This window comes from Stappia sp. WLB 29, from assembly GCF_023507705.1.
In the GTDB taxonomy this organism is placed as follows: domain Bacteria; phylum Pseudomonadota; class Alphaproteobacteria; order Rhizobiales; family Stappiaceae; genus Stappia.
In genome coordinates, this window is record NZ_JALBGD010000004.1 from 44,701 (window position 1) to 65,716 (window position 21,016).

Below are 21,016 nucleotides of genomic sequence, written 5' to 3' on the forward strand. Positions count from 1 at the left end.
CCTCGTCAGGAGATACCGGAAATGTCCGCAAAGACCGCCCTCATCGTCGTCGACGTCCAGGAATCCTTCCGCCACCGGCCCTACTTCCGCGAGGACGGGCTCGGCCTCTATCTGGAGCGCCAGCAGGCGCTGATCGACGGCGCCGCCGCCGCCGGCATCCCGATGGTGCAGATCTTCCATGTGGAGGAGACCGGCCCGTTCGCAGAAAGCTCGGGCTTCGTCGTGCCGCTCGCCCCGCTGCGCCTTGCCGCCGACGCGGTCTTCCGCAAGCGGCGCCACAGCGCGCTGGTCGGCAGCGGCCTCGACGTCTGGCTGACCGAGCGCGGCATCCGCCGGCTGATCGTCTCGGGCATCCGCACCGAGCAGTGCTGCGAGACCACGACGCGCCATGCCTCGGATCTCGGATACGAGGTCGATTTCGTCGGCGAGGCGACGCTGACCTTCCCGATGGTCGATGCGGCGGGGCGCGAGTGGAGCGCCGCCGAGATCCGCGCCCGCAGCGAGTTGGTGCTCGCCGGCCGCTTCGCCCGCATCGCCACGGTGGAGGAGGCGCTTTCCGCCGCCACGGCCGGCCGGCTCGCCGCATGACCGAGGCAGCGCGCGTGCGGACCATACCTGTCTTCGTGGTGGTTCCCCCGCGCGCGCTGCTGCTCGACATCGCCGGCCCGGTCGAGGTGCTGCGCAAGGCCAACATGGAGCAGGCGCGGCTGTGCTTCGACGTCGCCTATGTCGGCCCGTCGGAGAGTGTCACCAGTTCCGTCGGCCTTGCCGTTGCCGGCATCGCGCCGCTGCCCGATACCCTGCCGGACGGGGCGATGGTGGTGGTCTCGGGCGCGGCCGACAGGCCGCTCGGCAGCGAGACCGACACGCGCAGGGACGACGCGCCGCTGGAAGCGGAGATCGCCGACTGGCTGCGCCGGGCGGTGCGCCCCGGCATCCGGCTGGTGACGATTTGTTCTGGCGCGCTGCTTGCCGCCCGTGCCGGCCTGCTGGAAGGGTGCGAGTGCACCACCCATCACGCGGCGATCGAGGACCTGCGCCGCGCCGCGCCCACCGCGCGGGTGCGCGACAACCGCCTGTTCGTGGAGGACGGCGAGCGGCTGACCAGCGCCGGCATCACCGCCGGCATCGATCTCATGCTGGCCATCGTCGCGCGCGAGGCCGGCCACGACGTGGCGCTGGCGGTCGCGCGCTATCTCGTCGTCTATCTGCGGCGCGGCGGCGCCGACCCGCAGCTGTCGCCCTGGCTGGAGGGGCGCAACCACATCCACCCCGCCATCCACCGGGTGCAGGACGCGGTCGCCGGCGATCCGGCCCGCGCCTGGACCGTCGCGGCGCTCGCCCGCCTTGCCGCCACCAGCCCGCGCAATCTCTCGCGCCTGTTCAACGAGCATACCGGGCTGAGCGTCACCGAGTTCGTCAACCGCATGCGCATCGCGCTGGCGCGCGAGATGGTGCTTGGCTCGCGGCTCGACATGGAGGAGATCGCCGCCAGAGCCGGCTTTTCCTCCGCCCGCCAGTTCCGCCGGGCCTGGAACCGGCTGCATCCCGCCTCGCCGACCAGCCTGCGCGCCGCCGCCTCCTGAGGCGGGGCGGCCTAGGTCGTGGACTCATAATTGTGCCGGAAACGGCGTCTGGCCCGGCAATGATATGCCAGGAGGAGCGTGATGGCCGGGGCAGGTCCCCCGGCCGAGCGGTCCGACGCCGCAGATCGAAGTCGGGCCGACGAGCATCGCAAGACCTTGAAAACCGGACGGTTTCCTGCGGACTTGCTCCTTGTATCCGATCAGGTTCGGGCAGACCGTTTCCGGCACAATTATGAGTCCACGACCTAGAGCGCGTGCGGCCGCCCTTCGGCGATCTCCAGCGCCCTGAGCGCGAAGCGCTCGGCGAGCGGCGCAAGCTTCGCCGCCTCCGGGTCGGAGGCATTGCCGAGCCGCGCCCGCTCGGCGATGCCGACGAAGATGACGGCGAAGCGGTAGAGCGCGAAGGCCTTGTGGAAGGGCAGGAGCGGCGGCGCGCCGGGAGCGGCCTGCATGTAGCGGGCGACGAACTCGTCTTCGCGCGGCAGCTGCATCGCGGCAAGGTCGATGCCCAGCAGCCCGCCATATTCCTCCGGCGCCGTGTGCCAGGGCATGCAGCAGAAACCGAGATCGGCCAGCGGATGGCCGAGCGTCGACAGCTCCCAGTCGAGGATCGCCACCACCTTGGGCTGGCTCGGGTGGAACATCAGGTTGCCGAGCCGGAAATCGCCATGGCACAGCGACACGCGTTCGTCGTCCGCCGGCCGGTTGGCGCTCAGCCAGTCGAACAGCGCCTCGATTGGGGGGATGGGCGCCAGCTCCGACTGGCGGTACTGCCGATCCCAGCGGCTGATCTGCCGCTCGAAATAGTTGCCCGGCTTGCCGTAGTCGCCAAGGCCGACCTCCTCCGGCACGAGGGCGTGCATCGCCGCCATCGCCTCGGCCGCCGCCATCCAGATGGCGCGGCGCTCGCCGGCGGGGAGCTCCTGCAAAGAGGTGTCGGTGAAGACGCGGCCCTCGACCCGTTCCATCAGGTAGAACGGCGTGCCGATCACCTCGGCATCCTCGCAATAGAGCACCGGGCGCGGCACCGGCACGCCGGTCGGCGCCAGCGCCTGCAGCACCCGGTATTCCCGGTCGATGGCATGGGCCCCGCGCAGGATCGGCCCGCCCGGCTGCTTGCGCAGCACGTAGCGCTCAGGCCCCCGGTCGAGGAAGAAGGACGGGTTGGACTGGCCGCCGCCGATCCGCTCCAGCGTTATCCCCGTTTCCGCGGGGCCGAGGTCGGCATCGAGCCGCGCGGCGAGCCTCCCGACGTCGAAGCCGGGTCCGCTCATTCTCCGGTCTCCCAGCGCCAGGCGTCGCGCCCGTCCTTTTCCAGGTGCCGGTAGAGCACCATCTTGTGCACCTCGTCCGCGCCGTCGACCAGCCGCGCCTGGCGGGCGTAGCGGTAGATCCATTCCAGCACGGTGTCCTTGGAATAGCCGCGCGCGCCGTTGATCTGGATCGCCGTGTCGGCCGCCTTGTGCAGCAGGTTGGCGACATGCACCTTGGCCATCGAGACTTCCTTCTGGGCGTAGCCGCCCCGGTCGATCTCCCAGGCTGCCTTCATCACCAGCATGCGGCCGATCTCGATCTGCATCGCCAGTTCGCCGAGCATCACCTGCACGCTCTCGCGGTCGGCCAGCCGCACGCCGAAGCCCATCCGCTTCGAGGCGTAGTCGCGGGCGATCTCGACGCAGCGCTTCGACAGGCCGAGCCAGCGCATGCAGTGGGTCAGCCGCGCCGGCCCGAGCCGCGTCTGCGTCGCCTTGAGGCCCCGTCCCTCGCCGATCAGCACGTTCTCCGCCGGGATGCGCAGCCCGTCGAAGCGCAGCTCGCAATGCCCGCCATGCTCCTCCGGTCCCATGATCGGGATGCGCCGGACGATCTCCCAGCCCGGCTGGTCGCGGTGGAACAGGAAGGCGGTGTGCCCGGCCCGCGCATCGTCCGAGGTGCGGGCGATCAGCACGAAATGCGCCGCCTCCTCCGCGCCGGTGATGAACCACTTGTGCCCGGTGACCACATAGTCGTCGCCCTCGCGCACGGCGCGGGTCTGCATCATGCCGGGGTCGGAGCCGCCGCCCGGATGCGGCTCGGTCATCACGAAGGCGGAGCGCACCTTGCCCTGCGCGATCGGCGCCAGCCACCGCTCCTTCTGCTCCGGCGTGCCGAGCGCCTCCAGCATCATCATGTTGCCGTCGTCGGGCGCGGCGGAGTTGAAGACGACCGGCCCGAAGATCGACCGGTTCATCTCCTCGTAGCACACGGCCATGCCCATCTTGCCGACGCCGCGCCCGCCGTTCTCGGGCGACAGCTGCAGGCACCACAGGCCCTGCTCGCGGGCCTTGGCGCGCATCGTCTCCAGCACGCTAGGTGCGATGTTCTCGTGCGCGTCGTAGGACGCCGGATCGCTCTCCAGCGGGATCAGGTGCTCCTCGACGAAGGCGGCGATCTCGGCGCGCAGGCCGGCGATCTCGGGGGATAGGGTGAAATCCATGAATGCCCTCACAATCCTGAAACCGGATGTCCGCCGTCCACCGCGACGACCGAGCCCGTCAGTAGGCGGACCGGTCGCTGGCCAGCAGCAGCAGCGGCGAAGAATCCGGCATTGTTCGGCGTCTCTTATAGCCCGGGTACAGCGCGCGGCGCGAATGCGATGGCTTGCGCGCCTTGTGCTCAGGTCTCGCTCAGGATCATCGCCTGGATGGCCTCGCGCGTGCCGAAGCCGAGTTCCACGGCGGTGTCGGTGACGCTCCTGTCCCGCGCCAGCGCGGTCTTGGCGATCTTCGCCGCATTGGCATAGCCCAGATGCGGCACCAGCATCGTCGCCAGCACCAGGCTGTTCTCCAGCGCGCCCTCGCATTGCGCCGCATTGGCCTCGATGCCGGCGACGCAGCGCTCGGCCAGCGTGTCCATCGCCTGCATCAGGATGCGCATCGACTGCAGCACGTTGAGCAGGATGATCGGCTCCATGGCGTTGAGCTGCAGCTGGCCGGCCTCCGCCGCCATGGTCACGGTCAGGTCGTTGCCGACCACCTGGAACGCCACCTGGTTGACCACTTCCGGGATCACCGGATTGATCTTGCCCGGCATGATCGAGGAGCCGGCCTGCACCGGCGGCAGGCGGATCTCGTTGAAGCCCGAGCGCGGGCCCGACGACAGCAGCCGCAGGTCGTTGCAGATCTTCGACAGCTTCACCGCGATGCGCTTCAGCACGCTCGAGAAGGTCACATAGGCGCCGGTGTCGGAGGAGGCCTCGATCAGGTCGACGGCGAGCTTCGCCTGCATGCCGGTTATCCGCGACAGCTCCGCCACCGCCTTCTCCGGATAGCCGGCCGGGGCGTTGACCCTCGTTCCGATGGCGGTGCCGCCGAGATTGACCTCCAGCAGCAGGCGCGACAGCTGGCCGATGATCGCCACGTCCTCGTCGATGGTGGCGGCAAAGCCGGCGAATTCCTGGCCGAGCGTCATCGGCACCGCGTCCTGCAGCTGGGTGCGGCCGATCTTGCGCACCGTTGCGAAGGCCCGCGCCCGTTCGGCGAAGGCGGCTGACAGGCGCCGCTGCGCGTCCTGCAACAGGCTGCATTGGCTGACGATGGCCAGCCGCATGGCGGTCGGGTAGACGTCGTTGGTCGATTGCGAGCGGTTGACGTCGTCGTTGGGATGCAGCCTGGCATACTCGCCGGGCTGGTGACCCATGCGCAGCAGGGCGAGATTGGCGATCACCTCGTTGGCGTTCATGTTGGTCGAGGTGCCGGCCCCGCCCTGGATCATGTCGACGCGGAAATGCGCCATGTGGTGCCCGGCGATGATCTCCTGGCACACCGCCGCGATGGCCGCATGCTTGTCCTCCGCCAGCACGCCGAGCTCCAGGTTGGCGTTGGCGGCGGCCAGCTTGACCCAGGCGAGCGCCCGCACGAATTCGGGGAAATGCGACAACGGAATTCCCGAGATCGGGAAATTTCCGATGGCGCGCTGCGTGTGGATGCCCCACAGGCACTCGCGCGGCAGGTCCATCTGGCCGAGGCTGTCTTCCTCGCGCCGCATCTGCACGGTCATTCCGGTCTCCATTGCGCGGGTGCGCCCGCGTCTTTTCTAGGCTCAGGCAGAAAAGGAAAACGGGCCGCCTTGCGGCGGCCCGTCGCTCGTCGTGTCGCGGCTTACTTCCAGCGCGCGGGATCCCAGGCCTCCCGGTCGAGGTCGAGGTCGGGGAACTTCGCCGGATCGAAGATCGGGCGGGCGACGCCGGCTTTCAGCTGGGCGCGGAAGTCGTTGACCACGCGCATCGCCGTCGGGAACAGCATCAGGATGGCCACCAGGTTGACCAGCGCCAGCACGCCCATCATCGGGTCGGAGAAGAAGAACACGGCCGTCGCGGACGGAGCCGCCGCGCCCATGAAGACGAGGCCGAGGATCAGCAGCCGCAGACCGTTCAGCGCCGTCTTGGAGTCGGTCATCGCCGCCAGCGCGTTCTCGCCCAGATAGACGTTGTAGATGATCGACGAGAAGGCGAAGAGCAGGATCGCCAGCGTCAGCGCGTAGCGCGACCAGTCGCCGAAATGGCTCGCCAGCGACTGCTGGGTCAGCACCACGCCGTCGATGCCTTCCGCGCCCGGCGTGTAGACGTCGCCGAGCAGGATCAGGAAGGCGGTGCAGGAGCAGATGACGATGGTGTCGATGAACACCGAGAAGGCCTGGGTGACGCCCTGGCTGACCGGGTGGCGCACCAATGCGGTCGCCGCCACGTTCGGGGCCGAGCCGAGGCCCGCCTCGTTGGAGAACAGGCCGCGGCGCAGGCCTTGCGCGATGGCAGCGCCCATGCCGCCGGCGATCGCTTCCTCGTAGCCGAAGGCGCTGGAGACGATGCGGGCGATCACGGAAGGGATCTCCTGGATGTTGAGCAGGATGGCGAGGACGGCAAGGCCCAGATAGCCGATGGCCATGATCGGCACCACCACGTCCGCCGCCTTGGCGATGCGCTTGATGCCGCCGAAGATCACGAAGCCGGTGACGACGGTCAGGAAGGCACCGGTGATCATCCGGTCGAGCCCGAGCGAATCCTGCACCGCGCCGGCGACCGTGTTGCCCTGGAAGGCGTTGAAGCCGAGGCCGAAGGCGGCCAGCAGGCAGATGGCGTAGACGATGGCCAGCCAGTTGTACTCGCGGCCGAGACCCCGGCGGATGTAGTCGGCCGGCCCGCCGCGGAAGGAGTGCTCGCCGTCCCTGCGCTTGTAGACCTGCGCCAGCGTGCATTCGACCAGGCTGGTGGCCATGCCGACCAGCGCGATGCACCACATCCAGAACACTGCGCCCGGCCCGCCGAGCGTGATCGCCACGGCGACGCCGGCGATGTTGCCGCCGCCCACGCGCCCGCCGACGGAGACCAGCAGCGCCTCGCGGGCGCTGATCGCGTTGGGATCGCTGTTCTGGTTGCGGCCCGAAAGCACGCGGAACATCCGGCCGAAGAACTCGACCTGGACGAAGCCGGACATGATGGTGATGAACACGCCGAACACGACCAGGATCGGGATCAGCGCCCAGCCCCAGGTCAGCGCGTCGACGTAACCGAACAGCGTATGCAGGAACTCCATGTGACCCTCCCATTCACGACGAGCCCCGCTCGTCTCTTCCACGACGAGCCCCGCTCGTCTCTTCCCAAGATGACGGGCCGCGCCCGCCTCAAGATTCTCCAAAGCTCCCGAAAACCTAAAGGTCTTCCGTCAAGGACCTGCCGGGCCGCCTCCCGGCCCATTCTGCAACAATAGGCTGCAGGCGGATCAGTCCCAATTGCGCGAAATGAAGCGGACTGGTGCAATCTGGTGCATTTTGCGCAACATATCGCCTCCGAACGGCATCCGCGCCGTCCCGTCAGTCCGACAGCTCCAGCCACAGACGCGCCAGCGCCGCCTCCGCCGTTTCCGGGCCGCCGTTCTCCAACCCTGCGCGCCACAGCATGGCGCCTGCGGCATAGGAGCCGGGCGACAACCCGCCTTCCTCGCACTGGCTGATCGCGCGGATGCGGCAGCCGCGCCGCACCGCCTGCGCGAGCGCCGTTTCCAGTTCCGGGTCGGCCATCGCCGTGCCGGCGCCGTAGACCCGCAGCACCGCCCCGTCGAGTGCGGCCAGCGCTCCGGCCAGCGCGCCGGCCGGCAGGCCCGGCGACAGCGTCAGGATCGCCAGCCGCCTGTCGGCGAAGCGGCGCCGGCGATAGGGGCCGGCAAGCGGGGCCTGCGGCACGGAGCGGAAGGCGTCGGCCTCCTGCGAATTGTGCTTCACCAGTCCGGCGGCCTGCAGGATCTCGCCGTTGAAGGCGAGCCGCACCCCGGCCGGCCCCTCGCGCACCGCATCCAGTGCCAGCTTCAGGTTGCCTTCTGCATCGCCTCCGGTGCCGAGCGGCTGCATCGATCCGCACAGCAGCACCGGCAGCGGCAAGCCGGCCAGCGCCTGCGCCAGCGCCGCGCCGGTGAAGGCCATCGTGTCGGTGCCGTGGGTGATGATGACACTCGCCCGTCCCGGCATGTCCGCGCAGCGGGCGGCGAAGGTGTCGATGACCTCGAGCATTCGGTTCCAATGGTCCGGGCCGATGGCCGAACTGTCGACCAGCGGGTCGAAGACATGCAGCGTCAGCCGGGCGTCCGCCGGCGCCATCCGGCGTGCCGCCGCCTCGACCAGGCCTTTGGCCGGCGCCAGCCCGTTCGGGCCGGGCGCCATGCCGATGGTGCCGCCGGTATGGATCAGCAGGATCTCGGCCATCGTCACCCCGCCTGCTGCAGCACGGCCGGTGCCGGCATCGCCCGCCGCGCCAGCGCGTCGGCGACGAGATCGGTGACGTCGACCAGCTGCTTGTCCGTCTCGATGTCGGCGATCAGCGGCAGCTCGGTGCAGGCCAGCAGCACCGCGTCGGCGTCGAGGCCGGCCACCAGCTCGGCAAGGCGCGGGCGCAAGGCAGCATGGCCGCTGCCCAGCCGCTTCACGTCCTCGATCAGCCGGTGCAGCGCGGCCGCATCGCCCGGCAGCTCCACCTCGACCTGCTGCGGCAGGTCGCGATAGGCCGACCATGCGTCCATTGCGGTCACCGGCCCGGCGCCGAGCAGCGCCAGCTTGCGCGTGCCGCTGCGGGCGATCCAGTCGGCAAGCACGTCCTGGAACGAGACCAGCTCAGCGGCAAGGCCGAGCTCGGCGATGCGCGGGGCGTACCAGTTCAGCGTGTTGCAGGCGATGGCATAGGCCTCGACCTGCGGCGCCACGAGGTCGAGCGTCTCGCGCATCGCCGCCCACACGGCGGCATCGTTGGCGGCAAGGTCCATCGACAGGCCGAGCCGCGGCTCGGACACGACGACGACGCGCGGCGCGTCGAGATCGCCGCGAAACGCTTCGCCCATCAGCTGCTGGTTGCGCGTCAGCACCTTGGCCCACAGGTCGAGCCCGGCCTCCGGTCCCGAGCCGGCGATGATGCCGAGGCTCGCCCGCCGGGGCTCCGCGCCGGTGGTCGTTCGGCCGGTGTCGTTCTGCATCCCTCGTCTCCGCGATGGTTCGGTGCCGGTGGTCGGCGCCTTGGCGCAAGGTGCCTGCCTCGTTCCGCAAGGTGGTTGACCGCGGCCGCCTCCGGCAATTATGCAATTGAGTGAGAACCGGCGCTTTCGGGCGCGAAAAATGCATCAAAGCGCGCCATGCACCCTTTCGGCACCAATCTCCGCCTTTTATGCGGCTACCGGCCCTCCATCGCCCGCGTGGCGCAGGACCTGAAGATCAATCGCAGCCAGCTCAACCGCTATCTTGCGGGAAGCTCCTTCCCGCGCAACGCCTTGATGCGGAAGATCTGCGATTATTTCGGCGTCGAGCCGCACGAGATGCTGCTGCCGGAGGACGAGTTCGCCCGGCTGGTCAAGCTGCGCGGCCTTGCCTCCGACACGCTGACCCGCACCTTCCGCCAGCATTTCGACCAGATCTTCGCCCATGGCGACCCGCGCATCTTCAACCTGGTCGGCACCTTCTTCGAATATTACTACTCCATGTCCTCGCGCGGCCAGATCGTGCGGGCACTGGTGTCCTTCTCCATCGAGGGCGAGCACGTCTTCTACCGCCGGCTGGAGCGCATGGGCCCGTTCGACCGGACCTGCCGGCGCCACTACCGCTACCAGGGCTCGGCGCTGCTGACCGGCGACCGGGTGTTCCTCAACGACTACGAATACAGCGCCGGCATCGAGATCACCCAGACGGTGCTCTATCCCGACTATGCCCATCGCTGGACGCGGCTGCACGGGGTCAAGGTCGGCGTCTCGGCCAACCGCGACCACGTGCCTTGCGCCGTGCGCACCTATCTGGAGCGCACCCTGCCGCGCATGCCGCTGGCCGGGGCGCTGCGCCGCTGCGGCCTGTTCGATCCGGACAGCCCGGAAATGCCGGCCTATGTGCTGCCGATGATCGACAACACCCGCTCCGGCAACCACGTCTTCGAGGCCTATGCCGACGAGCGCGGCTGAAGTCTGCCTGCCGGCACGAAAAAACCCGCCGGGACGACCGTCCCGGCGGGTTTTTGGTTTCGCCGCTGCGGGCTTTGCGTCAGGCTGCGACCAGCTCTTCGAGCTTGCGCTCGGCCTCGCCGATCGAGGCTTCGCGGGCCTCCGGGCCGAAAGCCAGCTTCTCGGCATAGACGAAGCTGATGTCGGTGATGCCGATGAAACCCAGCATGGTCCGCAGGTGCGGCTCCTGCGAATCCATCGGCTTGGCCGGGCCTTCGCTGTAGAGCCCGCCGCGGGTCGCGACAATGATGGCGCGCTTGCCGGTCATCAGGCCTTCCGGCCCGGCTTCGGTGTAGCGGAACGTCACGCCGGCGCGCAGCACGTAGTCGAACCAGGACTTCAGCGTCGAGGGAATGCCGAAATTGTACATCGGCGCGCCGATGACCAGCACGTCGGCGGCCTTGACCTCGGCGATCAGCTCGTCGGACAATTTCTGCGCGGCGGCCTGCGCCGCGTTCGCCGGCTCGCCGCCGCGAATGGCGGTGGCGCCGTCGAGGTCGAGATGCGGCACCTGGCCGGCACCGAGATCGCGCACGGTCAGCTGCAGGCCGGGATTGCGGGACTTGAGCTGGTCGACCGTGTCGTTGACCAGCTTGTTGGATGCGGACGCATCGCCCAGCGCGCTGCTGGTGATGGCGAGAACCTTCAAAGTCGAGGGCATGACCCTGCTCCTTCCTATACTGTTGTACCCTACAGGTAGTCGCCATTGTGCGTTGCCAGAACTCCCGAAATCCGCACCACATTGTTGCGCCAGCAGGAACGCCGGATGATCGAACTGGAAGACATGCGCTATTTCATCGAGGTCGCCGAGAGCGGCGGCTTCAGCCGGGCCGCCGCCCGCCTCGGCGTTTCCAAATCCATCGTCAGCCGGCGCATCGCCCGCATCGAGGAGCATCTGGGCGCGCGCCTGCTCAACCGCACGACCCGGGGCGTCACCGCCAGCGATGCCGGGCTGGAGTTCAAGGCGCGGGCCGAACGGCTCCTCGCCGACTACGACGAGGCGCTCGACGCGGTCGCCGTCCATGGCGGCGAAGTGGTCGGCCGGCTGCGCATCTCCGCGCCGCTCTCCTTCGGCATCCACCACCTGGCGCCGGTGCTGGCCGAGCTTGCCGCGGCCCATCCGCGCCTGGAGCTCGACGTCTCGCTCTCCGACCGGCTGGTCGATCTGATCGGCGAGCGGCTCGATGCCGCGATCCGGATCGGCAAGCTGGAAGATTCCAGCCATGTCGCCCGCCGCATCGCGCCGATCCGCTCCCTCGTCGTCGCCAGCCCCGCCTATCTCGCCCGCAAGGGCCGGCCGGCGCGGCCCGAAGACCTGGCCACCGACCACGACTGCCTGATCTACACCGGCAGCCGCTCGCCCGAATGGGTCTTCACCCGCGGCGAGGCGACCATCTCGGTGCGCCCGCGCGGCCGGCTGCGCAGCGACAGCGGCGAGACGCTGGTCGCCTGGGCCCTTGCCGGCCTCGGCATCGTCCAGCTGCCCTCCTTCCTCATCGGCGACACGGTCGACACCGGCGCCCTGGTGCCCCTGCTGCTCGACCATCCGACCCCCGAATTCGGCATGTATGTCGTCCGCCCGCCCGGCCCGCACACGCCCGGCAAGGTCCGGGCGCTGACCGAGGCCCTGCTGCGCCATTTCGGCGGCACCCCGGCCTGGGACCGCTGCGTCCGCCATGTGGCGGAGACGGAGGCCGCCGCACGGCAGGCGAAGAAGGCGGAAGAGCGGGGATAGACGGAAAAGGCCGGCGTGCGGCCGGACGGGGATAACCGCCGGGCCGTGCCGCCAGTCGCGCTCTTTCGCCGGTAAGGGGCTGGTTTGCCGGTTTTGCGCGCGCCGTCTCGAAAATCGCGCTTATTGAGACGGAATTTTGCAAAATCCGTCTCGAAATTTCTCAAGCGGCCTGCGGCGTTTTCTCCCCGCGCGGGCCTTGCCGGCTTGCGCACCCGAAATCCGTGCTAACCTATCGCACTTGTTGGACTTTGCGCCGTCCGGCGCGTGCGTTTCGGGGAGGTTCCGATGACCGTTCTACCCAGGCTGACATTCCATGGCGCCGCCGGCGGCGTCACCGGATCGTGTCACCGTCTCGAAACGGCGGGCGGCACCGTCCTGCTCGACTGCGGCCTGTTCCAGGGCTCCAAGACCGAAAAGGAGCTGAACTACCGGCCCTTCCCGTTTTCCGTCGGCGACGTCGACGCGGTCGTCCTCAGCCACGCCCATATCGACCATTCCGGTCTGCTGCCGAAGCTCGTCCGCGACGGCTATTCCGGGCCGATCTATGCCACCGGCGCCACGTTCGAGCTCTGCAGCGTCATGCTTCCCGACAGCGCCCACATCCAGGAGATCGAGGTCGAGCAGCTCAACCGCCGCAACCGCCGGCGCCAGCGCCGCGACAAGGTCGAGCCGATCTATACCGGAGCGGACGCGCAGGCGACGCTGGCGCTTTTCCACTCCTATGCCTACGGCCACTGGTTCCAGGTCCTGCCCGGCCTGCGCGCCCGGTTCTGGAATGCCGGCCATCTGCTCGGCTCCGCCTCGGTCGAGCTGGAACTCGCCGAACCTCCGATGAAATTGCTGTTTTCCGGCGATGTCGGCCCGGACTACAAGCTGATGCATCCGGACCCGGAAGGCCCCAGCGGGATCGACTACCTGATCTGCGAGAGCACCTATGGCGACACCGACCGGGAGGACGCTACCCCCGCCCACCGGCGCGGCCAGCTGCGCGCCGAGGTGAAGGCGGCGATGCATCCGGACGGCGCGCTCTTGATCCCCTCCTTCGCGGTCGAACGGGCCCAGGAGCTGATCAGCGACCTGTGCCAGCTGATGGCGGAAGGGGCCTTGCCCGAGATCCCGATCTATGTCGATTCGCCGCTGGCGGCGGCCGCGACCCGCGTCTTCGCCCGCCATGCCCGCGAGCTGGAAGGCGGCGAGGTGCTGCTCAAGGGCCTTGCCGCCCGCAACCTGCACATGACCGAGACGGTCGAGCAGAGCAAGGCGCTCGACCGGGTCCGCGGTTTCCACATCGTCATCGCGGCCAGCGGCATGTGCGAGGCCGGCCGCATCCGCCACCGGCTGAAAAACTGGCTCTGGCGCGACGAGGCGACGGTCCTTTTGGTCGGCTACCAGGCGGCCGGCACCCTCGGCCGCATCCTCCAGGACGGCGCCCCTTCCGTCCGCATCCAGGGCGAAGAGTTCTCGGTTCGCGCCCGCATCCGCTCCATCGACCTCTATTCCGGTCACGCCGACGGTCCGGAGCTGGCGAGCTGGGTCGAAAAGCGCCTGCCGCTGGCGCACGACATCTTCCTCGTCCACGGCGAGCGGGAGGCGATCGACGGTCTGGCCGACCGCCTGTCCGGCCTGATCGAGGCCAGCCACGTGCTGAAACCCGGCCTCGACGAAAGCTTCGAGCTGACGCCGGCCGGGGCCGTCCGTCTTGCCGGCGAAGCGCCGCCGCGCCTGCCGCGCGAGGAGGTCGGACGTCTCGACTGGCACAACGACGTCACCCGCCTGCTGCTCGACATCAGCGACCAGCTTGCGGCGGAAACCGACGAAAAGAGCCGGAACGTCGTGATTCGCCGCCTGCGCCGTGCGCTCGCCGGCGACGAAAACGGTCGTTAGGTTGCGGGCGAACGCAGGTCGCGCTTGCCTCGGCGCCGCGCCTTGGGCACTTTCTCTGGCCTTGCGGACGGCTGACGCGGCGGAACCCTTGCGGGTGCCGGCCGGGAAGCGTCCGCGTTCTCGCGAAGCCCGGCGCAGCCCGCCCATGACGACCGGTTGACCATGACGAAGGAAGCCCCCGCCGCCCCGCGCCCGCGCAACGCCACCTTGCGCGATGTGGCAAGAGAAGCCGGCGTCGACGTCTCCACGGTCTCGCGGGTCCTGAAGAACGACAAGGACGTGCGCACCAGCGCCGAGACCCGCCAGCGCATCATCGATGCGGCGGCGCGGCTGCAATACCGCGCCAATCCGCTGGCCCGCGCGCTGAAGATGGCGAGTTCCCGCACGCTGCTGATCGTCGTGCCGCAGATCGAGAACCCGGTCTTCGCCTCGGCGATCCTGGGGGCGGAGGCCGAGGCGCGGGCGAAAGGCTACGTGCTGCTCGTCGCCTACGACCAGAACGGCTCAGCCGCCAGCGTGCTGGAGCGGGTGTCGCAGTCCAGCCTGATCGAGGGCGTCATCATCGCCAGCTTCGATGAGGACGACAGCCTGCGCCAGAGCATCGCGGCCATCAACCGTCCCTATGTGGTGATCAACCGCGTGCTGCCCGGCGATGTGCACTGCGTCGCGGTCGACACCTGCGCGGCCGCGGCCATCGGCGTCGGCCACCTGATCGCCCTCGGTCACCGGCGCATCGGCCACCTTGCCGGCCGGCTCGGCCGCTTCAACGGCAATGCCCGCCGCCAGGGCTGGCAGCAGGCGATGAGCGCCGCCGGACTGGAGCCGGATCCGGAACTGGTCGCCGAGGCCGGTTACGATCCGGCGCGGGTGCCGGGCGCCGTCGATGCGCTGCTGGCGCGCGGGGTGACGGCGATCCACGCCGCGACGCTGCTGACCGGGGCGGCGACGATCGCCCACCTGCACAAGCGCGGCCTCGACGTGCCGGGCGACATGTCCGTCGTCACCATGCATGACGACCTGCTGGCGCGGGTGGTGCATCCCGAGATCACCACCGTCGGTCTGCCTACTTCGGAGATGGGCCGCGAGGCGGTGCGTGCGCTGCTGGCGCAGCTCGAGCCGGTGCCTCAGGGCGGGGCGGCCGAGGCCTCCCGCATGTTGCTGCTGCCGCCGGGCGATCTGGTCGTCCGGGCGTCCGCTGCCGCCCCGAAGGCCGGCCCGGAAGCCGGCAATGAGGCCGTCTGACCCTTGTCGCGCCGCGCGCAGGAGGTGTTGACGGGCGCGCGGTTGGGTCCCTATCCTGCCGGCGTCTGAAACAGGTTAGGTTCGGGACGGTTGGCCCGGCCCCCGCTTCGCGGGTCCTTCCGTCGCCGAGGCGACGGCCCAAGACTGTCAAGGCGCGCGCATGGTGCGGGCGCCGATAGCATGGGCATGGACATCATGAAGCCGCGAATTTCCGTTCTCACACTTGCCGTCTCCGATCTCGAAAACGCGCTGTCCTTCTATCGCGATGGCCTCGGTCTGCCGACCGAGGGCATTGTCGGGCGCGAATTCGAACATGGCGCGGTCGCCTTCTTCGACCTGTCGGGCGGCCTGAAGCTCGCCATCTGGGCGCAGGACGATCTCGTCCACGACACCGGCCTGCCCAAGACCCCGATTTGTACCACCGCCGCCAGCATCGGGCATAACGTTCTGCGCCGCGAGGATGTCGACGAGATCATGCGCAAGGCGAAGGGCGCAGGGGCGAGGATCGTCAAGGAGCCGCAAGACACGTTCTATGGCGGCTATGCGGGCTATTTCACCGATCCCGACGGGCATCTTTGGGAAATCGTCTGGAACCCGCAGATGCTGCCGGCCGACTGACGCCGCCTCGGGCTTGGGCCCGTGCCGCGTGGATAACATCTGCCGGCACGGGTTCGCCGGCGCGCAGGGTCAGCACGCAAACGCCGGAGGAGGTGACGGCGACCGTGTGCTCGAACTGGGCGGAGAGCGAACCGTCGCGGGTGACCACGGTCCAGCCGTCGTCTTGCGTGCGCACGCTGCGCCGGCCCCGGTTGAGCATCGGCTCGATGGTGAAGACCATCCCCTCGCGCAGCGCCAGGCCGGTGCCCGGCTTGCCGTAATGCAGGATCTGCGGCTCCTCGTGCATCTCCCGGCCTATGCCGTGGCCGCAATATTCGCGCACCACCGAATAGCCGTTGCGCTTGGCGTGGCGCTCGATCGCCCAGCCGATATCGCCGAGCCTTGCGCCCGGGCGCACCGCGCCGATGCCCTTCCACATCGCCTCGAAGGTGGTGCGCACCAGGCGCCGGGCCGCCGGATTGACCTCGCCGACGAGGTACGTCTTGCTGCTGTCGGCGATGTAGCCGTTCTTCTCCAGCGTAATGTCGAAATTGACGATGTCGCCCGCGCGCAGCACCGCCTCGCGGGACGGCACGCCGTGGCAGACGACCTCGTTGACGGAGGCGTTCAGCACGAATGCGTAGCCGTACTGGCCCTTGCTGGCCGGCCGCGCGGCGAGATCCTCGATGATGAAGCGCTCGACCCGATCGTTGACCTCGAGCGTCGACAGGCCGGCCAGCGCCGTGCCGTCCAGCATCTCGAAGACGCGCGCCAGCAGCCGGCCGGATTCGGCGAGCAGCGCCAGTTCGCCAGGGTCCTTGGTCATGCGCCCGCCGGCTCAGCGGCCGCTTCGGGCGCGGCAACGCCGGCCGCGGCGAGCTCGCGCTGCATGATCTCGGAAAAGCTCAGCGCAGGGTTGGTCTCGCACAGCATGCCGATCCGGATCCAGTAGGCGGCCTGCGCGTTGATCGAGCGGTACGAGACCTTGCTCGCCCGCCGCAACTGGTCGTGCAGGTCCTCGTCGATGCTCACGATGCCCATCATGCCTCTCCAAATGATTCATATGCGTTTCGTATATATCGCATAGTGCGCGATGCCAAGCTCGGCCGGGCGCGTATCGACCGCTGCCGGCGCACGATTCGCTGCCGCGCCGCCGTGCCGGGCCTCGCTGGAGACCTGTGTTGATCAGGCCGCGAGCGCCGGTTTCCGCCGTCTTGGGAGCCCTTCGCGATGGATCGTAAATTTTGCTGTTGACCTCGGAGGTCTCTTGGCGTTCTATCTGAACAAACGTTTGTTCAAACGGTTTGCCCAACAGGTTTGATCGAGCGGTCGTTCAGGGTTTCACCGCAGCCGGCACGCAACCAGCCGCCGCTGGCGGTCGAACAGGGAGGTTCAGGGTGAGCAGTGAAACGCGGCTAGCGGAATTTGCGGAGATCGTCGGGGCCGGCAACGTTCTGACGGCTGAGGACGATCGCCGGCGATACGCCCATGACAAGCTCCCTTACGCCAATTTCCGGGCCCGGGCCGGCGCGCTGGTCGGTACGCTGCCCGGCGTCGTGGTGCGTCCCGGCACGGCCGACGAGGTGCAGCAGGTGGTGAAGCTGGCGGCCGAGGCCGGCCTGCCCGTCATCCCCTATGGCAGCGGCTCCGGCGTGCTCGGCGGCACCATCCCGCTCGGTGAGGAAGTGCTGATCGACATGCAGCGCATGGACCGGATCCTCGGCATCGATCCCGAGAATGCGCTGGTCACCGTCGAGGCCGGCATGAACGGCGAACTCTTTGAGGAGGCGCTGAACAAGCAGGGCTTCACGGCCGGCCACCTGCCGCAGTCGCTCACCATCTCCACCGTCGGCGGCTGGGCCGCCTGCCGCGGCGGCGGCCAGGAATCGAGCCGCTACGGCAAGATCGAGGACATCGTCGTCGGCCTCAAGGCGGTGCTGCCCGACGGGCGGATGCTCGAGGTCCGCCCGCTGCCCAAGCGCGCCACCGGCCCCTCGATCCGCGACCTGATCGTCGGCAACGAGGGCACGCTCGCCATCATCACCGAGCTGACGCTGCGCCTGTGGAAGCTGCCGGAGGCCGAGGAGGTGCTGGCCTTCGCGCTCCCCGACCGTCCTGCCGCGCTGGGCCTTGCCCGCCGCATCATGCAGGCCGGCCTGCATCCGCGCATCGTCCGCCTCTACGACGAGAAGGAGACGGCCTCGCGCACCGAAGGGATCGACGCCTATCGCGAGCGTCCGGTGATGGCCAATATCGTCCTGTGCGGCGAGCCGGGGCTGGTTGCGGCGGAAGCCGCGCTGGTGCGCGCCTTCGCCGCCGAGGCCGGGGCGGTGGAAACCGAGACGCGGCCGTTCGACGAATGGCGCGCGCACCGCTACAAGTCGATCAGCCAGCAATGGCAGGAGAAGGGCTTCTACAACGACACGATCGAGGTGACGGTCAACTGGTCGCGGGCGGCCGCCCTGTACGATGCGATCCGCGCGGCGGTGCCGGCGATCCATCCCGACGCCCATTTCAGCGCCCACTGGTCGCATGTCTATCCGGAAGGCGTCTGCCAGTACATGACGATCCGCCTGCCGCAGATGCCTCAGGACGAGGCGCTGCCGCTCCATGCAAGGCTCTGGGAGCTGCTGGAGGGCGAGACGCTCGCCCATGGCGGCTCCATCGCCCACCATCACGGGACCGGCCTGTTCCGCGGCCCCTGGATGGACGGCGAGCTCGGCGTCGGCATGGATGTGCTGCGGGCGGTGAAGGACGCCCTCGATCCGCAGAACATCTTCAACCCCGGCAAGCTCGGCCTGCCGCCGCGCGCCGGGGCCATCGACCCCTATCGCGACAGGATGGACCATGCCTGATCCGTTGCTGCTGGGCATAGACCTCGGCGCCGGTTCGCTCAAATCGACCGTGATCGACGGGACCGGCAAGGTCCATGGCGCGGCGTCTGCCGCCGTCGAGACCCTGGCGCCGTATCCCGGCTTCAGCGAGCAGGACCCGCTCGGCTGGCGCGCGGCGATGATCGACACCCTGGCGCAGTTGTGGCGCCAGGGCATCGACCCCGCGCGGATCAGGGGCATCGCCTTTACCGCCGGCGCCCATACCCATGTGCTGGAAGAGGCGGATGGCACGATCCTGCGCCCGGCCATCATGTGGAACGACCAGCGCTCGGGCCCCCAGGCGGCGGCGCTGCGCGAGAGCGACGGCGCTCGGATCCTGGAGCTTTCGGGCAACCAGGCGAGCCCCACCTGGACGCTGCCGCAGCTGGTCTGGGTGCGCGAGAACGAGCCGGAGCTGTTCGCCCGCATCCGCCGGATCCGGCCGGCCAAGGACTGGCTGCGCCGCCAGATCGACGGGAGCGACGCCACCGACATCACCGACGCGTGGGGCCTTATGCTGGCCGATGCCCGCTCCGCCGAAGGCGCCTGGTCGCACGAGCTCTGCCGCATCGCCGGGATCGATCCTTCCGTGCTGCCCCCGCTCGTCGGCTCGTGCGAGGTCACCGGAGCGGTGACGGCGGACGCCGCTGCCGCGACGGGGCTGGTCGCCGGAACGCCGGTCGTCTGCGGCACGTCGGACACCAATGCGGAGACCTTTTGCGGCGGCATGACCCGTCCCGGCCTCGGGGCGCTGAAGCTTGCGACCGCCGGCACCGTCTCCTCGCTGACGGCCTCCCCGTCCTTTTCGGCCAAGGTGATCCACTATCCGCATCTGGTGCCGGGCCACTGCTACACGATCCTCGGCACCAACTCCTGCGCCTCCGCCCATCGCTGGCTGCGCGACACGCTGTTTCCCGGCCTCGGCTTCGAGGGCATGGACACGGCCGCGCGCGCCGTTGCGGCCGGCAGCGACGGGCTGCTCTTCCATCCCTATCTCAACGGCGAGCGCAGCCCCTACTGGGACCCGGACCTGCGGGCCTCCTATGTCGGTCTCGGCTTCGCCCACGGGCCGGGCCACTTCGTGCGCGCGCTCTACGAGGGCATCGCCTACAGCCTGCGCGACTGCCTGGAGGTGCTGCGCGGGCTCGACATGGGCTTTTCGACGGCGCGGCTCGTCGGCGGCGGCACCCGCAGCGAGCTTTGGCAGCAGATCATCGCCGACGTCACCGGCCTGACGATCGAGATCCCCCGCGAGGGCGACGCCTCCTTCGGCGCCGCACTCGTTGCCGGCATGGGCGCCGGCGTGTTTGCCGACACGAAGGCCGCCGCGGCGGTGATCGGGGTGGCGGCGACCCGGCATCCGGACCGCCGGGCGCTGCAGCGCTACGAGGAGGGGTTCGCGCTCTACCGCGAAACCAAGGAGGCGCTGACGCCCGTCAATCACCGCATCGTCGCAGCCGGCAGGGGAGGAAACTGATGGCCGAAGTGAGCCTGCGCAAGCTGCGCAAGACCTATGGCGGAGTGGTCGCCGTCGAGGGCGTCAGTCTCGACATCGCCCGCGGCGAGCTGATCGTCCTGCTCGGCCCCTCGGGCTGCGGCAAGTCGACGACGCTGCGCATGGTCGCCGGGCTGGAGAGCATTTCCGGCGGCGAGCTCTTCATCGGCGAGCGCAACGTGACCCAGCTGGAGCCGAAGGATCGCGACATCGCGATGGTGTTCCAGAACTATGCGCTCTACCCGCACAAGACCATTCGCGCCAATCTCGGCTTCGGCCTGAAGATGCGCGGCATCGATGCCGCCGAGACGGTGCGGCGGGTGGACGAGGTCGCCGAGATGCTGGCGATCACCCATCTGCTCGACCGCAAGCCGCGCCAGCTCTCCGGCGGCCAGATGCAGCGCGTCGCGCTCGGCCGGGCGCTGGTGCGCAATCCGGCGGTGTTCCTGCTCGACGAACCGCTGTCCAATCTCGACGCCAAGCTGCGCGTGCGCATGCGCGAGGAGATCGCCCTGCTGCAGAAGCGCATCGGCAAGGCGATGATCTACGTCACCCACGACCAGACCGAAGCGATGACGCTGGCCGACCGCATCGTCATCATGCGCGACGGCCATGTGCAGCAGATCGGCGCGCCGCTCGAGGTCTACGACCGGCCGCAGAACGTCTTCGTCGCCGGCTTCATCGGCTCGCCGGAGATGAACCTCTTCCCGGCCGAGATCGCCAACGGGCGCCTGCGCATGGGCCCGTCCGCCGAGATGAGCCTGCCGGCCCCGGCCGGCGCGCCCGATGGTCCGGTGACCGCCGGTCTTCGGCCGGAGGCGATGCATGTGGCGCCGCAGGGTTTGCCCTTTGCGGTGCGGGCGGTCGAGCAGCTGGGGTCTCAGACCCTGCTGATCGGCTCCATCGGCGATCTGTCGCTGCGCGTCATGGAGGGGCGGCGCGACGACATTCGGGCGGGCGACACGGTGGCGGTCTCCGCCGACCCGTCCGCCATCCACCTGTTCGACCGGGAGACGGAACAGCGGCTGGCAACGACCGCTTCTGCGGCGCCGGCGCACGCGTGAACTGAACCACCGCGGCAAAGGACGCGGGGAACCTTGGGA

At 69.2% G+C, this 21,016-nt stretch carries 19 protein-coding genes; 10 read left to right on the plus strand and 9 right to left on the minus strand.

Annotation, left to right across the window (positions count from 1 at the left end; all coding sequences use genetic code 11):
• Positions 1-21 precede the first annotated feature (21 nt).
• A complete protein-coding gene (locus MNI96_RS08980; RefSeq protein ID WP_249692315.1) occupies positions 22-588 on the plus strand; it encodes an isochorismatase family protein in 567 nt (188 codons plus the stop codon).
• Positions 585-1,586 (plus strand): GlxA family transcriptional regulator, encoded by a 1,002-nt coding sequence (locus MNI96_RS08985; RefSeq protein WP_249692318.1) that lies wholly within the window; start codon positions 585-587, stop codon positions 1,584-1,586. Before MNI96_RS08980 ends, MNI96_RS08985 begins: the two co-directional genes overlap by 4 nt.
• 245 nt (positions 1,587-1,831) lie before the next feature.
• Here MNI96_RS08985 and MNI96_RS08990 read toward each other — a convergent pair whose 3' ends face one another.
• The 6 genes from MNI96_RS08990 to MNI96_RS09015 form a co-directional block, all read right to left on the minus strand.
• Positions 1,832-2,860: a phosphotransferase family protein gene (locus MNI96_RS08990; RefSeq protein WP_249692320.1), complete on the minus strand. Its 1,029-nt coding sequence runs from the start codon at positions 2,858-2,860 to the stop codon at positions 1,832-1,834.
• The gene (locus MNI96_RS08995; protein ID WP_249692322.1) at positions 2,857-4,062 is read right to left on the minus strand and encodes an acyl-CoA dehydrogenase family protein; all 1,206 of its coding nucleotides are present in this window, start codon (positions 4,060-4,062) and stop codon (positions 2,857-2,859) included. Before MNI96_RS08995 ends, MNI96_RS08990 begins: the two co-directional genes overlap by 4 nt.
• Before the next feature lie 179 nt (positions 4,063-4,241).
• The gene (locus MNI96_RS09000) at positions 4,242-5,624 is read right to left on the minus strand and encodes an aspartate ammonia-lyase (RefSeq protein ID WP_249692324.1); all 1,383 of its coding nucleotides are present in this window, start codon (positions 5,622-5,624) and stop codon (positions 4,242-4,244) included.
• A gap of 101 nt (positions 5,625-5,725) precedes the next feature.
• A complete protein-coding gene (locus MNI96_RS09005) occupies positions 5,726-7,156 on the minus strand; it encodes an alanine/glycine:cation symporter family protein (protein WP_249692325.1) in 1,431 nt (476 codons plus the stop codon).
• 277 nt (positions 7,157-7,433) lie between these two features.
• Positions 7,434-8,318, minus strand: coding sequence for an asparaginase domain-containing protein (locus MNI96_RS09010; RefSeq protein WP_249692326.1), 885 nt, complete (start codon positions 8,316-8,318; stop codon positions 7,434-7,436).
• A 2-nt stretch (positions 8,319-8,320) separates the two neighbouring features.
• Positions 8,321-9,079 (minus strand): aspartate/glutamate racemase family protein, encoded by a 759-nt coding sequence (locus tag MNI96_RS09015; protein ID WP_249692327.1) that lies wholly within the window; start codon positions 9,077-9,079, stop codon positions 8,321-8,323.
• A 156-nt stretch (positions 9,080-9,235) separates the two neighbouring features.
• Between MNI96_RS09015 and MNI96_RS09020 the strand changes: the two genes are divergently transcribed.
• A complete protein-coding gene (locus MNI96_RS09020; RefSeq protein WP_249692328.1) occupies positions 9,236-10,048 on the plus strand; it encodes a helix-turn-helix domain-containing protein in 813 nt (270 codons plus the stop codon).
• Between the two features lie 79 nt (positions 10,049-10,127).
• Here the strand turns inward: MNI96_RS09020 and MNI96_RS09025 are convergent, their stop codons facing one another.
• Positions 10,128-10,748, minus strand: a complete 621-nt coding sequence (locus tag MNI96_RS09025) for an FMN-dependent NADH-azoreductase (protein ID WP_249692329.1) — start codon at positions 10,746-10,748, stop codon at positions 10,128-10,130.
• 105 nt (positions 10,749-10,853) lie between these two features.
• Between MNI96_RS09025 and MNI96_RS09030 the strand changes: the two genes are divergently transcribed.
• The 4 genes from MNI96_RS09030 to MNI96_RS09045 all read left to right on the plus strand — a co-directional run bounded on the left by MNI96_RS09030 (position 10,854) and on the right by MNI96_RS09045 (position 15,566).
• Positions 10,854-11,822: a LysR family transcriptional regulator gene (locus MNI96_RS09030; RefSeq protein ID WP_249692330.1), complete on the plus strand. Its 969-nt coding sequence runs from the start codon at positions 10,854-10,856 to the stop codon at positions 11,820-11,822.
• Between the two features lie 285 nt (positions 11,823-12,107).
• On the plus strand, positions 12,108-13,706 hold the full coding sequence (locus MNI96_RS09035) for an MBL fold metallo-hydrolase RNA specificity domain-containing protein (protein WP_249692331.1): 1,599 nt from the start codon (positions 12,108-12,110) through the stop codon (positions 13,704-13,706).
• A gap of 162 nt (positions 13,707-13,868) precedes the next feature.
• Positions 13,869-14,948 (plus strand): LacI family DNA-binding transcriptional regulator, encoded by a 1,080-nt coding sequence (locus tag MNI96_RS09040; protein ID WP_249692332.1) that lies wholly within the window; start codon positions 13,869-13,871, stop codon positions 14,946-14,948.
• 195 nt (positions 14,949-15,143) lie between these two features.
• A complete protein-coding gene (locus MNI96_RS09045; protein WP_249693012.1) occupies positions 15,144-15,566 on the plus strand; it encodes a VOC family protein in 423 nt (140 codons plus the stop codon).
• On the opposite strand, the gene map is transcribed toward MNI96_RS09045, so the two are convergent.
• Together map and MNI96_RS09055 are read right to left on the minus strand one after the other, a co-directional pair.
• Positions 15,502-16,371 (minus strand): type I methionyl aminopeptidase, encoded by an 870-nt coding sequence (gene map / locus MNI96_RS09050; protein ID WP_249692334.1) that lies wholly within the window; start codon positions 16,369-16,371, stop codon positions 15,502-15,504. The two genes, MNI96_RS09045 and map, sit on opposite strands and share 65 nt — an antisense overlap.
• Positions 16,368-16,586, minus strand: a complete 219-nt coding sequence (locus MNI96_RS09055) for a ParD-like family protein (RefSeq protein ID WP_120270659.1) — start codon at positions 16,584-16,586, stop codon at positions 16,368-16,370. The genes map and MNI96_RS09055 overlap by 4 nt, the downstream gene beginning before the upstream one ends.
• Before the next feature lie 356 nt (positions 16,587-16,942).
• On the opposite strand from MNI96_RS09055, the gene MNI96_RS09060 reads away from it, so the two are divergent.
• The 3 genes from MNI96_RS09060 to MNI96_RS09070 are packed head-to-tail and all read left to right on the plus strand — an operon-like array spanning position 16,943 to position 20,977.
• Entirely contained in the window at positions 16,943-18,400 is a 1,458-nt protein-coding gene (locus tag MNI96_RS09060; RefSeq protein ID WP_249692337.1) for an FAD-binding oxidoreductase, read from the plus strand.
• Positions 18,393-19,895, plus strand: coding sequence for a xylulokinase (locus tag MNI96_RS09065; protein ID WP_249692339.1), 1,503 nt, complete (start codon positions 18,393-18,395; stop codon positions 19,893-19,895). Before MNI96_RS09060 ends, MNI96_RS09065 begins: the two co-directional genes overlap by 8 nt.
• Positions 19,895-20,977, plus strand: coding sequence for an ABC transporter ATP-binding protein (locus tag MNI96_RS09070; protein WP_249692341.1), 1,083 nt, complete (start codon positions 19,895-19,897; stop codon positions 20,975-20,977). Before MNI96_RS09065 ends, MNI96_RS09070 begins: the two co-directional genes overlap by 1 nt.
• The last annotated feature ends 39 nt before the right edge of the window (positions 20,978-21,016 follow it).